The following is a 13,679-nucleotide window of genomic DNA, read 5'->3' on the forward strand; positions in this document are numbered from 1 at the left end:
TTTCGCGCGTGAGGCAGATGTTCCCGTGAGGTAACCGTGGCCTGACGGCCGCGACACGGCGGCTTTCTAGCGTCAGCGCCATGAACGAGACGCAGGGCACGCCCCCCAGCACCCGGCCGGACCCGCGGCACGTCGTCGTCGTGGGCGGCGGCATGGTCGCGCAGCGCTTCGTCGAGGCGCTGCGGGCGCGCGACGACGCCGGCGCCTGGCGCGTGACCGTCTTCGCGGAGGAGCCGCGCAAGCCGTACGACCGGGTCGGGCTCACGCGCTACTTCGAGGTGCGCGACGCCGAGGAGCTCACGCTCGGCGACCCGGCGCTGTGGGACGACCCGCTGGTCGACCTGCACCGGGACTGCGCCGTCGCGTCGATCGACCGTGCCGCGCAGACCGTGACCGACCGCCTCGGCCGCGTGCACGCCTACGACGAGCTGGTGCTCGCGACGGGCTCGAGCGCCGCGATGCCGCCCATCGACGGCAACGACCTGCCCGGCGTCTTCGTGTACCGCACCATCGACGACGTCGCGGCGCTGCGCGGCTGGGTCGAGTCCAAGCGCGAGGCGGGGCGCGTCGAGACGCGGGGCGGCGTGGTCGAGCGGCCGGTGCGCGGCGCGGTCGTCGGCGGCGGCCTGCTGGGGCTGGAGGCCGCGGGCGCGCTCAAGGCGCTCGGCGCGCAGGCCACGGTGATCCAGTTCGGCACGCACCTCATGGACGTGCAGATCGACCTGGGCGGCGGGCACGCGCTCAAGCGGCTCATCAACGACAAGGGCATCTCGGTCCGCACCGACACCGCGACCAAGGCGATCCGCCCGCACCGCCGTACCGGGCACGTGGGCCGCATGGACTTCGCCGACGGCGGCCGGCTCGACGTGGACGTCGTCGTGATGGCCACGGGCGTGCGGCCCCGCGACGAGCTCGCCCGCGCGGCAGGCCTGGAGGTCGGCGAGCGCGGCGGTGCCGTCGTCGACCTCACCTGCCGCACGGCCGACGCGCACGTCTGGGCGATCGGCGAGGTCGCCTGCATCGAGGGCCGCTGCCTCGGCCTGGTGGCACCGGGCAACACGATGGCGGAGGTCGTGGCCGACCGGCTGCTCGGGGGCGAGGCCACGTTCCCCGGCGCGGACACGGCGACCAAGCTCAAGCTCTCGGGCGTCGACGTCGCGAGCTTCGGCGACGCGCACGGCCGCACCGAGAAGTCGGTCGAGATCGTGTGGGCCGACCCGCTGCGCGGCGTCTACAGCAAGCTCGTGATGGCCGACGACGCGCGCACCCTGCTGGGCGGCGTCTTCGTCGGCGACGCCGGGCCGTACGCGTCGCTGCGCCCGATGCTCGGCGCGGAGCTGCCGGGAGACCCGTCGGCGTTCCTGCTCCCCGAGGGCGCGGGCGGCGCGCCCACGCTCGAGCTGCCCGACGACGCGAACGTCTGCTCCTGCAACAACGTCTCGGCGGGCACGATCCGCGGTGCGGTGACGGAGCACGACTGCACCGACGTCGCCGGCGTCAAGGCGTGCACGCGGGCCGGCACCACGTGCGGCGCCTGCCTGCCGCTGGTCACCAAGCTGACGAAGACGGAGCTGGCCAAGGCCGGCGTCGAGGTGAGCAACGCGCTGTGCGAGCACTTCGAGCTCTCCCGCGCCCAGCTCTTCGACGCCGTGCGCGTGGCCGACCTGCACACGTTCAGCGAGATCATCGCCCGGTTCGGGCGGGTGCCCGACGGCGCGAGCGACGCCGGCCGTGGCTGCGACATCTGCAAGCCGACCGTGGCCTCGATCCTGGCCAGCCTCGGCAACGGGCACATCCTCGCGGGCGAGCAGGCCACCCTGCAGGACACCAACGACCACATGCTCGCCAACATGCAGAAGGACGGGACGTACTCGGTCGTCCCGCGCATGCCGGGCGGCGAGGTGACGCCGGAGGGGCTGATCGTCGTGGGGCAGGTCGCGAAGGACTTCGGCCTCTACACGAAGATCACCGGCGGGCAGCGGATCGACATGTTCGGCGCCCGCGTCGAGCAGCTCCCGGAGATCTGGCGGCGGCTCGTGGACGCCGGCTTCGAGTCCGGGCACGCGTACGGCAAGTCGCTGCGCACCGTGAAGTCGTGCGTCGGGTCCACCTGGTGCCGGTACGGGGTGCAGGACTCCGTGGGCATGGCCGTCGAGCTCGAGCTGCGCTACCGCGGCCTGCGCTCCCCGCACAAGCTCAAGCTCGGCGTCTCCGGCTGCGCCCGCGAGTGCGCGGAGGCCCGCGGCAAGGACGTCGGGGTCATCGCCACCGACCAGGGGTGGAACGTCTACGTGGGCGGCAACGGCGGCCAGACGCCGAAGCACGCGCAGCTCCTCGCCGAGAACCTCTCGTCCGCCGAGCTGCTGCGCACCGTCGACCGCTTCCTCATGCTGTACATCCGCACCGCCGACCGGCTGCAGCGCACCGCGCCGTGGGTGGAGGAGTACGAGGGCGGGCTCGAGGCGATCCGCCAGGTGGTGATCGAGGACTCCCTCGGCATCGGCGCGGATCTCGACGCCGCGATGGCGCAGCACGTGGAGGGGTACGAGGACGAGTGGAAGGCCGTGCTCGACGACCCGGAGAAGCTGGCCCGGTTCGGCTCCTTCGTCAACGCCCCGACCACGCCCGACCCGGCGCTCGCGTACGTGCCCGAGCGCGGGCAGAAGCGCCCGGCCACCGCGGACGAGGTCGCCTCCGGCACCGCCGACCCCGATCTCGTCTCCGCCCTCACCAGCCCCGTCCTCGTCGCCGGCCCCACCCTGGAGGTGCGCGCATGACCGCCCTGACCCCGAGCCCCACCGCCACGACCCTCGTCGACGGCCCCGGCTGGACCGCCGTCTGCCCGCTGGGCGCGCTGGCCCCCGAGCGCGGCGCCGCCGCCCTGGTGACCGGCTCGGACGGCGAGGAGCTGCAGGTGGCGCTGTTCCGCCTGCTCGACGGCACGGTCTGCGCCGTGCAGCAGCTGGACCCGTACTCGGGCGCGAACGTCATGTCGCGCGGCATCGTCGGCACCCGCGGCGGCACGCCTACCGTGGCGTCCCCGGTGTACAAGCAGGTCTTCGAGCTGCACACGGGTCGCTGCCTCGACGCGGCGGGCAAGGAGCCCCGCGCGGGGCTGGCGGGGGACCTCGCGTCGTACCCGGTCGTCGTGTCCGGCGGCGTCGTGCACGTGGGGATCGGATGACGACGCGGGACGCGGCCCCAGGCCGCGTCACCCTGGTCGGCGCCGGTCCGGGCGCCGCAGACCTGCTCACGTACCGCGCGTGGCGCGCGCTGACCACGGCCGACGTCGTCGTCACCGACCGGCTGGTGCCGCGCGAGGTCCTCGACGACCTGGGCCCCGGCGTCGAGGTCGTCGATGTCGGCAAGACGCCGGGCCGGCACACGTTGCCGCAGGAGGAGATCGACGCGTTGATCGTGGCGCGCGCGCTCGCCGGCGAGCGCGTGGTGCGCCTCAAGGGCGGCGACCCGTTCGTCTTCGGCCGCGGCGGTGAGGAGGTCGCGGCCTGCCGTGCCGCCGGGGTACCGGTCGAGGTGGTGCCCGGGGTCTCGTCCGCGCTCGCCGCGCCCGCGCTGGCCGGGGTGCCGCTGACGCACCGCGGCACGACGACGGCGTTCCACGTCGTCACGGGCCACACCCGCGACGGCGCGGCGGGCGGCGACGTACTCGACGACGTCTCCGTCGCGTGCGTGACCTCGCGGGCGGCGACGCTGGTCGTGCTCATGGGCGTGGCCGCCCTGCCCGGGATCGTCGCCCGCCTGCTGGACGCGGGCGCCGCGCCGGGGACGCCCGTCGCTATCGTGGAACGAGGTTCGCTGCCCGACCAGCGGGTCACGCGCGTCGCCCTCGACCTGGCCGCCAAGCGTGCCGAGGAGGTCGGGGTCCGCGCGCCGGCCGTGGTCGTGATCGGCGACGTGGCCCACGAGGAGCTGCTGGAGGTCGCGCGTGACGCAGGAGGAGCCGCAGGGCAGGTCGGTGGCTGATACCGCGCCGGGCCCCCGGCCGGCGCTGGGCCAGGTGATGGCGGGCTGCACGGTGCTGGTCACGGCCGACCGCCGCTCGGGCGAGCTGGCCGCCGCCCTGGAGCGCCGCGGCGCCTCGGTCCGGCACGCTCCGGCGCTGAGCATGATCCCGCACGTGGACGACGACGCCCTGATCGCGGCGACGCGCGCCCTCGTCGCCGACCCGCCGGACGTCGTCGTCGCGACCACCGGCGTCGGTTTCCGCGCGTGGATCGAGGCCGCCGACGCGCACGGGCTCGCCGACGACCTGCTCGCCGTCCTGGGCCGGTCGCGGATCGTCGCGCGCGGCCCCAAGGCGCGCGGCGCCATCCAGGCCGCGGGGCTGCAGGCCGACTGGGTCGCGGAGTCTGAGACGTCGGCCGAGGTCGCCGAGGTGCTGCTCAGCGAGGGCGTGGGCGGGCTGCACGTCGCCATCCAGCACCACGGGGCGGGCGCCGACGGGCTGGACGCCGTGTTCGAGAAGGCCGGCGCCCGGGTGTCCGCGCTGGTCGTGTACCGATGGGGACCGCCGCCCGACCCGGCCGCCGTCGAGGACTCCGTGCGCGCCGCTGCGGCGGGCGAGATCGACGCCGTCGCCTTCACGTCCGCGCCCGGCGCCGAGGCGTGGCTGCGCGCGGTCGAGACCCAGGGCCTGCGGGACGCGGTCGTGGCGCGGTTCGTCGACGGGTCGATGGTCGCCGCCGCCGTCGGGCCCGTCACCGCGCGCCCGCTGGAGTCGCGCGGCATCCCGACCCTGCAGCCCGAGCGCGGCCGGCTCGGCGCGCTCGTGCGGTCGATCGTCGGGCACTACGAGCACCTGGAATCGGTGGCCCTCGCCACCGTCGCCGGGCCGCTCGTCATCCGGGCGCGCGTCGCCGTCCTGGACCAGCAGGTGCTGCCCCTGTCGCCGACCGGCGTCGAGGTGCTGCGGCTGCTCGCCGCCGCCGGAGGCGACGTCGTGCCGCGCGAGCGCGTGCTCGACGTGCTGCCCGGCAGCTCCCGCGACCCGCACGCCGTCGAGGTCGCCGTCGCCCGCCTGCGCGACGCCACCGGCCGGCGCGAGCTGGTCAAGACCGTCGTCAAGCGCGGCTACCGGCTGGAGCTCGCGCACGACGACGCGCACTGGACGGCCACCGAGGGTCACGCCGGGTAGACGTCGACCTCCGCGGCCTTGACCGACAGCCACACCGGCGCGCCGGGCACGAGGGCGAGCTCGGCGGCGGACTGGGGCGTGACGTCGGCGGCGAGACGGTCGGTGCGCACGCGCACCAGGTCGCCGCGCGGCTCGAGGGACCGCACGGTGGCGCGGAACGTGTTGCGCGGGGAGCCGTGCCGCTCGTCGAGGTACACGGCGACGGCGGCGGGTCGGAAGACGGCGGTCGTGGGTGTGCCCGCGGCGATCCCGTCGGCCGGGGTGCGGCCGTGCACCACCTCGCCCGCGGGGGTGCGCACGCCGTCGCCGGTCCACGACCCGGCCAGGAGGTTGAGCCCGGCGATCTTCGCCGCGAACGCGCTGCGCGGCCGGCTCAGCACCTGGGCGGTCGGGCCGCGCTCGACGACGCGCCCGCCCTCGACCACGGCCACCTCGTCGGCGAGCAGCAGCGCGTCGAGGACGTCGTGGGTGGTGATCACGGCCGTCTGCCCCTCGAGCAGGTGCCGGAGGGTCTGGCGCAGCTCGGGCGTGACGTCGACGTCGAGCGCGGCCATGGGCTCGTCGAGCAGCAGCAGCCGCGGCTCGGCCGCGAGCGCCCGCGCGACGGCGATGCGCTGCGCCTGCCCGCCCGACAGGGTCGACGGCGCACGGTCCGCCAGGTGCGCGAGCCCGACCTGCTCGAGCCTCCGGTCTGCCGCCGCGGCGGCCGTGCGCCGTCGGGCGCCCTGGGACCGCGGCCCGAACGCCACGTTCTGGCGCACGGACAGGTGCGGGAAGAGCAGCGGCTCCTGCGCGAGCAGCGCGACGTGCCGGTCGTGCGGCGGCACCCAGGTGCGGACGCGGCCGCCGGCGGCGCGCACGAGGGGGCGGCCGTCGAGCGCGATCTCGCCGTCGTGCGGGCGCAGCGTGCCCGCCGTGAGGCCGAGCGCCGTCGACTTGCCCGCCCCGTTGGGGCCGAGCAGGGCGAGGGTGCGGCCCTCGGGGACGTCGAGCTCGACGTCGAAGCCGCGGGCGGGCAGCGTGGCGGCGAACGTCAGCGTCACAGCGGGCTCCGGTCGCGTCGCGTGGCGGCGATGACGAGGACGGCGACGACGACGAGCAGGAGGGACAGCGCGACGGCGGCGTCGGGGTCGGTCTCGCGCTGCAGGTAGATCTCCAGCGGCAGGGTGCGGGTGACGCCCTGCAGGCTGCCGGCGAACGTGATGGTGGCGCCGAACTCGCCGAGGGCGCGGGCGAACGACAGCACCGCCCCGGACAGCAGGCCCGGCCACACGAGGGGGAGGGTCACGCGGCGCAGCACCGTCGTCGGGCGCGCGCCGAGCGACGCCGCGACCGCCTCGTAGCGTGCGCCCGCCGTGCGCAGCGCGCCCTCGAGGCTCGTCACGAGGAACGGCAGCGCGACGAACGTCTGCGCCAGCACCACCGCCGTCGTCGAGAACGCGATCTGCACGCCCGCCACCTCCAGCGTCTCGCCGAGCAGGCCGCGGCGGCCGAACGTGTAGAGCAGCGCGATGCCGCCCACCACGGGCGGCAGCACCAGCGGCACCATGACCAGCGAGCGCAGCAGGTCGATGCCGGGGAAGCGGCACCGCGCCAGCACGAGCGCCATCGGGACGCCGAGCACGAGGCACGCGACCGTGCTCGCGGCCGACGTCTGCAGGCTCAGCAGCAGCGCCGCCCGCGCCGACTCGCTGGTGATCAGCGACCAGTAGCTCGACCAGTCGACCCGCGTCGCCATCGCGACCAGCGGCAGCAGCACGAACAGCCCGCCCACCGCGGCGGGCACGAACGCCCATCGCGGCAGGCCGACGGCGGTCCCCCCGGTGGTCGAGCCCGGCGACACCCGCACGGGACGCCTACGGGGCCGCGAAGCCGAACCCGGCGAGGGTCCGCCGGCCGTCGTCCGACAGGACGAGGTCGACGAACTCTTGCGCGAGCTCCGCCTGCTCGGCGTCGGCGACGGGCGCGATCGGATACGTGTTGACGGCCTCGGACGCCTCGGGGAGCTCGACGCCCTCGACGTCGTCGCCCGCGGCGGCGACGTCCGTGACGTACACGAGCCCGGCGTCCGCCTCGCCCGCGATCACCTTGCCGAGGACGTCGGTCACGCTCTGCTCCTCGCTCACGGGCCGGAGGTCGAGGCCCGCGGCGTCGGCGACCTTCGCGGACGCGGCCCCGCACGGCACCTCGGGCGCGCACAGCACGAGCTTCACGTCCGGGGAGGCGAGGTCCTGGAGGGACTCGACGCCGGCCGGGTTGCCCGGCGGGACGGCGAACTCCAGCGTGTTGGTGGCGAAGTCCCGCGGGTCGGTCACCAGGTCGTCTCCGACGAGCTTGTCCATGTTCGCCGTGTCCGCGGAGGCGAAGACGTCGGCGGGCGCGCCCTGCTGGATCTGCGCCACCAGGTCGGACGACCCCGCGAAGCTGAGCTGGACGTCCACGCCGTCGTGCGCCGCCTCGAACTGCTCGGCGAGGTCCTCGAACGAGCCTTTCAGCGAGGCCGCCGCGAACACGGTGAGCGTCGTCGTGCCGCCGTCGTCGCCCGACGCCGGCGCGCCGCAGCCCGCCAGCGCCGTCACTGCGAGCGCCGCGGCCCCGGCGGCGATGTGCTTCCTCATGCGACACCCTTGTCCTCTGCCTCGATCACGACCGTCGTCGACTTGATGACCGCCACCGCCACGGAGCCGCGCTCGAGACCGAGGTCGCGCACGGCCTCGCTGCTCATGAGCGACACCACGCGGAACGGGCCGCACTGCAGCTCCACCTGCGACATGACCGGGTCGCTCTGGATGTCCGTGACGAGCCCGACGAAGCGGTTGCGCGCCGAGCTCTTCATCCCGCCGGGCAGGGCTGGGACGGTCGCGTGCTCGCGCGCCACCATCGCCACCTCGTACCCGTCGACGACCTTGCGGCCCGACGCGTCCGTCGTGGACCCGAGCAGCCCGCGGTCGATCCAGCGGCGCACCGTGTCGTCGCTGACGCCGAGGTACACGGACGCTTCCGAAACTCGCATGTGCGGCACGGGCAGCAGCATAGCCCCGCATCTGCGGGGAACGCTGCGGATGCGGCTCCCGCCGGGGACCGTGGGCGGCGGGGGACATAGGCTGACGCCCGTGCATGACGACGTGACGCGGCGACGGTCGGTGGCCGACCACGCGGCCGCGGTGGCCGAGGCGGTCGAGCCCGCCCTGGCGGCGGCGCGCGGGCGGGCGTCCGCGCGGATCGACGTCGCGACCCTGCTGACGCAGGTGGGCGCCGGCGCCGGGCTGTCGCCCCGCGTGCTGGCGCGCGACGCGACGGCCGCCGCCGCGCTGCCCGGCTTCGACAACTCCCAGATGGACGGCTACGCGGTGCGTTCCGCGGACCTCGCCGGCGCGTCCGTCGGCGACCCGGTGGTGCTGCCCGTCGTCGCGCCCGTCCCCGCCGGGACCCAGCCGCCGACGCTGGAGCCGGGCACCGCGGCCCCCGTGATGACGGGTGCGCCCGTGCCCGCCGGGGCCGACGCCGTCGTCAGGATCGAGGACGCCGACCCGCCGCGCTTCCCGGACCCGGCCACGTCCGCGGAGGTCCGGTTCGCCGTTCCCGTCACGCGGGGCACGTTCGTGCGGACGGCGGGCTCCGACGTCGCGGCCGGCGACGTGCTGGTCCCCGCCGCGACGCCGCTCGGAGGCCCGCAGCTCGGGGCGCTCGTCGCCGCGGGCGTCACGACCGTCGAGGTCGCGGCCCCGCCGCACGTGCTGCTCGTGTCGACGGGCTCGGAGCTCGCCCCTGCTGGGGCGCCGCTCGGCCCGGCGCAGGTGCACGACGCCAACGGCGCCGCGCTCACCGCGGCGCTCGGGCAGGCAGGTGCCCGGGTCACGACCCGCGTCGCGCCGGACCGGCCCGACGCGCTGCTCCGGGTGCTCGCCGACGCGGCGGGCGACGTCGCCCTCGTCGTCACGACCGGCGGCGTGTCCGCCGGGGCGTACGAGGTGGTGCGACAGACCCTCACGGACGCCTGGTTCGGGCACGTCGCCGTCCAGCCGGGCGGGCCGCAGGGCCTCGGCACGGTCACCCTCGGGTCCGGGCGGGACGTGCCGCTCGTCGCGTTCCCCGGCAACCCGGTGAGCGCGTACGTGTCGTTCGAGCTGTTCCTGCGCCCGGTGCTCGCCGCGGCGACGGGCGCGTCGCCGGCCCGCCGCGCGACCGGCCGCGCGCCGCTCGCCGAGCCGCTCGACTCGCCGCCCGCGCTGCACCAGGTGCGGCGGGGCGCGCTCGACACCGACGGCCGTGTGCGCATGACCGGCGGACCCGGCTCGCACCTGCTGACCCACCTCGCCGCCGCGACCGTCCTCGTGCACGTGCCGCCCGGCGTCGCGCACCTCGACGCCGGCGACCTCGTCGACTACCAGGAGCTCCGTTGACCGACCCGAACGACCCGACGCAGGGCCTGACCCACTACCGCGCCGACGGCGCTGCCCACATGGTCGACGTCTCCGCCAAGGACGTGACGAAGCGGCAGGCGACCGCGACGGGCGTGCTGCGCACGCGCGCGGACGTCGTCGAGCGGATCGCGTCCGGCGACCTGCCGAAGGGGGAGGCGATCGCCACGGCGCGCATCGCCGGGATCCTGGGCGCCAAGCGCACGCCCGACCTCGTGCCGCTGTGCCATCCGCTGCCGATCTCCGGCGTGGAGATCGACGTCGTGCCCGCCTCCGACGGGTCCGGCACCGTCGGGATCTCCGCCACCGTGCGCACCACCGGCCGCACCGGCGTCGAGATGGAGGCGCTCACCGCGGTCACCGTCGCCGGGCTGACGCTCTACGACATGATCAAGGCCGTCGACAAGGCCGCCGTGCTCACCGACGTGCAGGTGGTGGCGAAGTCGGGCGGCACGTCCGGCGACTGGGCGCGCGCGGCGTCCACCTCCGAGTCGGGCCGGGAGGACGCATGACCGGCACGCACGAGCACCACGCCGGCGCTCACGCACAGCGGCGCGTCGCCGTCGTCGTGGCCTCGGACCGCGCGGCGGCGGGGGAGTACGAGGACCGCTCGGGCCCGGCGGCCGTCGCGTGGTTCGCGGCCCGGGGCTGGCGCACGTCGCAGCCCGTCGTCGTGCCCGACGGCGAGCCGGTGCGCGAGGCGCTCGCCGCGCTGCTCGCACCGGGGGCGAGGGAGGCGCCGGACGACGTGCCGCACCTGATCGTCACCAGCGGCGGCACGGGGCTCGGCCCGCGCGACCGCACCCCGGAGGCGACCCGCGCCGTCCTGGACCGCGAGGTGCCGGGGATCGCGGAGCTCGTCCGTGCGCGCTCGACCGCGCCGACCGACCCCGCGAAGCGGGCCGTCCCGGCGGCGGCGCTGTCCCGCGGCGTCGCCGGGGTGGCCGGCCGCACGCTGGTGGTCAACCTGCCCGGCTCCGTCGGCGGCGTGACGGACGGCCTCGACGCGCTGGCCGACGTGCTGCCGCACGCCGTCGACCAGCTCGCGGGCGGCGACCACCCCGCGGGCCCCACGCCGCGAGGTCGAGCCTCAGCTGCCGAGGTCGAGCGCGCAGGTCTCGACCGGGACGCCTCCGGCTCGACCTCAGGGGAGCCGTCGGCGGTGGTGCTGCGCGCCGACGTCGTCGACTCGCCCCTGGACCCGCTGGTCGCGGAGCTCGGGGCGCTGGTGCGCGACGACGCGTGCGGCGCGGTGGCGACGTTCTCGGGCTACGTGCGCGACCACGACGGCGGGCGCGGGGTCCTGCGCCTGCACTACGAGGCGCACCCGGACGCGGCGACGGTGCTGCGGACGGTGGCGGAACGCGTCGCGCGCCGCACGGCCGCGGCGACGGGGGACCGCGTCCGCATCGCCGTCGTGCACCGCACCGGCGACCTGACGATCGGCGACGTCGCGGTGGTGGCGGCCGTAGCGGCGGGGCACAGGCAGGCGGCGTTCACCGCGGCGTCGGACCTGGTCGAGGAGCTCAAGGCCGAGGTGCCGATCTGGAAGGAGCAGGGCTTCGACGACGGCACGTCGGAGTGGGTGGCCTCGCTCGGCTGAGGTCGGACGCGAGGCCGACTCCGAGGTCGACTCCGAGGTCGACCCCGAGGTCACCTGCTGTTCACCTGAGGGTCGGTGTCACGACGGCCGCCCGCCATCGGTGCTCCCTACGTTCGGGCACGTCACCCCCTGTCCCGACACTGCTTCACCCTCAGGAGTGCCCGATGACGATCGCCCCCGAGTCGCGCCCGCTGCTGGAGCTCGCGGCCGCGCCTCACAGCCCTCACTACGCGCGCGGCAAGCGCAGCCCGGTCACGTGCCGGCTCAAGTGCGCCGACGCGTGCTCGCACCCCGCGCCCAACGAGTCCGCCAACGAGTACTTCCGCGACGTCGCGGCGCGGGCGCTGTCCCGCCGCGTCATGCTCGGCGGCCTGGCCGCCGCGGCCGCCACCGTCGTCGTGGGCGCCCAGGTGGCGGGCGCGCCCGGAGCGAGCGCCGTCACGGCCGCGGGCCGAGGCCACGGTGCCGGCAAGGGCCTCGCCTTCGGCGCCATCGCACCGCAGGACGCCGGCGTGGACGCGTTCGTCGTGCCCGAGGGGTACGAGTGGTCGCCGATCATCCGCTGGGGCGACCCGATACTGCCCGGCGGCCGCGCGTTCGACGCCGCGCGCCAGACGCCGGAGCAGCAGGCCAAGCAGTTCGGCTACAACGTCGACTACCTCGACATCCTGCCCGCCGACCCGGACGCCGTCCGGCCCCGCGGGACGACGAAGCGCGGCACGCGCGGCCTGCTGGTGAGCAACCACGAGTACACCAACGCCGGGATCATGTTCGACGACTCGTACGACGCCGCCACGCGCCGCGCGATCGAGCGCGCCGCCTGGGGGCTATCGGTGGTCGAGGTGCGCCGCGACCGCGAGGGCTCGCCGTGGACGTACTCGCGGATCAGCCGCTACAACCGCCGCATCACCGTGGACACGGAGTTCCACGTGGACGGCCCGGCCGCCGGCTCGTACCTCATGAAGACGGTCGAGGACCCGACCGGCACCCGCGTGCGCGGCACGCTCAACAACTGCGCGGGCGGTACGACGCCGTGGGGCACGGTCGTCTCCGGGGAGGAGAACTACAACGCGAACTTCCGCGTCAACGGCAAGGACCCGCGCGACGCGCGGTACGGCCTCAAGGACGCGGCGACGAGCTACGGCTGGGAGCTCGACGACCCGCGGTTCGACGGCCGCAACCCGGGCTACGAGTACGAGAGCCACCGGTTCGGCTGGATCGTCGAGGTGGACCCGTACGAGCCCGACGAGGCGCCCGTGAAGCACACGGCGATGGGTCGCTTCAAGCACGAGGGCGCCAACGTCATCCTGTCCCGCCGCGGCCACGCCGTCGCGTACATGGGCGACGACGAGCGCTTCGACTACGTGTACAAGTTCGTGTCGAAGAACCGCTTCCGCGACGGCAGCAGCCGCGGGGCGCGCCGCCACAACAAGACCCTGCTGTCCGAGGGCGACCTGTTCGTCGCGCGCTTCCGGGGCGACTCCCCGGCGTCGGAGATCGACGGCTCGGGCGCCGTCCCCTCCGACGGCGGCTTCGACGGCACCGGCGAGTGGGTCCCGCTCGTCAAGGACGGCGAGTCGCAGGTGCCGGGCATGACCACCGAGGAGGTGCTCGTCTTCACGCGGCTGGCCGCGGACGCCGTCGGCGCCACCAAGATGGACCGCCCGGAGGACGTGGAGCCGAACCCGCTCACCGGCCGCATCTACGTGGCGTGCACCAACAACACCGACCGCGGCAAGGACGGCAAGGAGGGCGCCACCGAGCCCAACCCCCGCACCACCAACCGCGACGGTCACGTCGTGGAGATCATCGAGGACCGCGGCGACCAGACCGCCACGACGTTCACGTGGAACCTGCTGCTCGTCGCGGGCGACCCGTCGGTGAACGACTCGACGTACTTCTCCGGCTTCCCCGCCGACCGGGTCTCGCCGATCTCGTGCCCCGACAACCTCGCGTTCGACGCCGAGGGCAACCTGTGGATCTCCACGGACGGCGCGCCGTCGACGATCCAGAAGTGCGACGGCCTGTTCAAGGTGACGCTCACGGGCCGCCAGCGGGGCCGTGTGGAGCAGTTCCTGTCCGTGCCGCGCGACGCCGAGACGTGCGGCCCGGTCGTCGACTCGCGCGACGCGATGGTCTACGTCAACGTCCAGCACCCGGGCGAGGACGGCACGTTCGCCGCGCCGAACTCCTACTTCCCGGACTACCTCGCCGAGGGCGAGCGGGCCCCCGCCGGCGCGTGGCGCGGGCCTCGCCCGTCCACGATCCAGGTCTACAGGACCGGCCGGGGCGAGCACCCCGGGAACGGCCACGGTCACGGGAACGGCCACGGTCACGGGAACGGCCACGGCAACGGGAACGGCAACGGGCACGGCAAGGGCGGCGACGGCTGGGACGGCCCCGGGCCGTTCCCGTGGCCGCGCCACCGCTGACCCCTGGGCGCGAGATAGAGAACCCCGAGTCGCGAGATAGAGAGGCCGCGACGAGGCCGCAGCGCTAG

General features: G+C 75.4%; 12 protein-coding genes. 8 read left to right on the forward strand and 4 right to left on the reverse strand.

From position 1 onward, the window contains the following. The first annotated feature begins 80 nt into the window (after positions 1–80). Genes nirB through ACFCZN_RS12615 form a run of 4 tightly spaced genes read left to right on the forward strand, consistent with a single transcriptional unit; the run spans position 81 to position 5,155 of the window. Positions 81–2,777 (forward strand): nitrite reductase large subunit NirB, encoded by a 2,697-nt coding sequence (gene nirB / locus ACFCZN_RS12600; RefSeq protein ID WP_430557007.1) that lies wholly within the window; start codon positions 81–83, stop codon positions 2,775–2,777. Then, positions 2,774–3,184, forward strand: coding sequence for a nitrite reductase (NAD(P)H) small subunit (locus ACFCZN_RS12605; RefSeq protein WP_429766898.1), 411 nt, complete (start codon positions 2,774–2,776; stop codon positions 3,182–3,184). The genes nirB and ACFCZN_RS12605 overlap by 4 nt, the downstream gene beginning before the upstream one ends. Continuing rightward, positions 3,181–3,984 carry a uroporphyrinogen-III C-methyltransferase gene (gene cobA / locus ACFCZN_RS12610; protein WP_430557008.1) on the forward strand — a complete coding sequence of 268 codons (804 nt, stop codon included), beginning with the start codon at positions 3,181–3,183 and terminating at the stop codon, positions 3,982–3,984. The genes ACFCZN_RS12605 and cobA overlap by 4 nt, the downstream gene beginning before the upstream one ends. Before the next feature lie 37 nt (positions 3,985–4,021). Next, positions 4,022–5,155, forward strand: a complete 1,134-nt coding sequence (locus ACFCZN_RS12615) for a uroporphyrinogen-III synthase (RefSeq protein WP_429767124.1) — start codon at positions 4,022–4,024, stop codon at positions 5,153–5,155. On the opposite strand, the gene ACFCZN_RS12620 is transcribed toward ACFCZN_RS12615, so the two are convergent. Genes ACFCZN_RS12620 through ACFCZN_RS12635 form a run of 4 tightly spaced genes read right to left on the reverse strand, consistent with a single transcriptional unit; the run spans position 5,143 to position 8,177 of the window. Beyond that, positions 5,143–6,198, reverse strand: a complete 1,056-nt coding sequence (locus tag ACFCZN_RS12620; protein ID WP_430557009.1) for a sulfate/molybdate ABC transporter ATP-binding protein — start codon at positions 6,196–6,198, stop codon at positions 5,143–5,145. The two genes, ACFCZN_RS12615 and ACFCZN_RS12620, sit on opposite strands and share 13 nt — an antisense overlap. Next, positions 6,195–7,004 (reverse strand): ABC transporter permease, encoded by an 810-nt coding sequence (locus tag ACFCZN_RS12625; RefSeq protein WP_429766892.1) that lies wholly within the window; start codon positions 7,002–7,004, stop codon positions 6,195–6,197. The genes ACFCZN_RS12620 and ACFCZN_RS12625 overlap by 4 nt, the downstream gene beginning before the upstream one ends. Before the next feature lie 7 nt (positions 7,005–7,011). Beyond that, entirely contained in the window at positions 7,012–7,773 is a 762-nt protein-coding gene (gene modA, locus ACFCZN_RS12630) for a molybdate ABC transporter substrate-binding protein (RefSeq protein ID WP_430557010.1), read from the reverse strand. Further along, entirely contained in the window at positions 7,770–8,177 is a 408-nt protein-coding gene (locus tag ACFCZN_RS12635) for a TOBE domain-containing protein (protein ID WP_429767122.1), read from the reverse strand. Before ACFCZN_RS12635 ends, modA begins: the two co-directional genes overlap by 4 nt. 91 nt (positions 8,178–8,268) lie before the next feature. Between ACFCZN_RS12635 and glp the strand changes: the two genes are divergently transcribed. The 4 genes from glp to ACFCZN_RS12655 all read left to right on the forward strand — a co-directional run bounded on the left by glp (position 8,269) and on the right by ACFCZN_RS12655 (position 13,611). Further along, positions 8,269–9,558, forward strand: coding sequence for a gephyrin-like molybdotransferase Glp (gene glp, locus ACFCZN_RS12640; RefSeq protein WP_430557011.1), 1,290 nt, complete (start codon positions 8,269–8,271; stop codon positions 9,556–9,558). After that, positions 9,555–10,088 (forward strand): cyclic pyranopterin monophosphate synthase MoaC, encoded by a 534-nt coding sequence (moaC, locus tag ACFCZN_RS12645; protein WP_429766887.1) that lies wholly within the window; start codon positions 9,555–9,557, stop codon positions 10,086–10,088. Before glp ends, moaC begins: the two co-directional genes overlap by 4 nt. Further along, positions 10,085–11,179, forward strand: coding sequence for a molybdenum cofactor biosynthesis protein MoaE (locus ACFCZN_RS12650; RefSeq protein WP_430557012.1), 1,095 nt, complete (start codon positions 10,085–10,087; stop codon positions 11,177–11,179). Before moaC ends, ACFCZN_RS12650 begins: the two co-directional genes overlap by 4 nt. A gap of 164 nt (positions 11,180–11,343) precedes the next feature. Further along, a complete protein-coding gene (locus tag ACFCZN_RS12655) occupies positions 11,344–13,611 on the forward strand; it encodes a PhoX family phosphatase (protein ID WP_430557013.1) in 2,268 nt (755 codons plus the stop codon). Positions 13,612–13,679: the final 68 nt, after the last annotated feature.

Origin of the sequence: Isoptericola sp. NPDC056134, assembly GCF_042264825.1 — a bacterium.
Classification (GTDB): Bacteria; Actinomycetota; Actinomycetes; order Actinomycetales; family Cellulomonadaceae; genus Isoptericola; species Isoptericola nanjingensis.

Excerpts from the sequence above, each read along its gene's own strand:
- nirB (WP_430557007.1), top strand. The coding sequence starts at position 81 with ATGAACGAGACGCAGGGCACGCCCCCCAGCACCCGGCCGGACCCGCGG.
- ACFCZN_RS12605 (WP_429766898.1), top strand. The coding sequence starts at position 2,774 with ATGACCGCCCTGACCCCGAGCCCCACCGCCACGACCCTCGTCGACGGC.
- cobA (WP_430557008.1), top strand. The coding sequence starts at position 3,181 with ATGACGACGCGGGACGCGGCCCCAGGCCGCGTCACCCTGGTCGGCGCC.
- ACFCZN_RS12615 (WP_429767124.1), top strand. The coding sequence starts at position 4,022 with ATGGCGGGCTGCACGGTGCTGGTCACGGCCGACCGCCGCTCGGGCGAG.
- modA (WP_430557010.1), bottom strand. The coding sequence starts at position 7,773 with ATGAGGAAGCACATCGCCGCCGGGGCCGCGGCGCTCGCAGTGACGGCG.
- ACFCZN_RS12650 (WP_430557012.1), top strand. The coding sequence starts at position 10,085 with ATGACCGGCACGCACGAGCACCACGCCGGCGCTCACGCACAGCGGCGC.
- ACFCZN_RS12655 (WP_430557013.1), top strand. The coding sequence starts at position 11,344 with ATGACGATCGCCCCCGAGTCGCGCCCGCTGCTGGAGCTCGCGGCCGCG.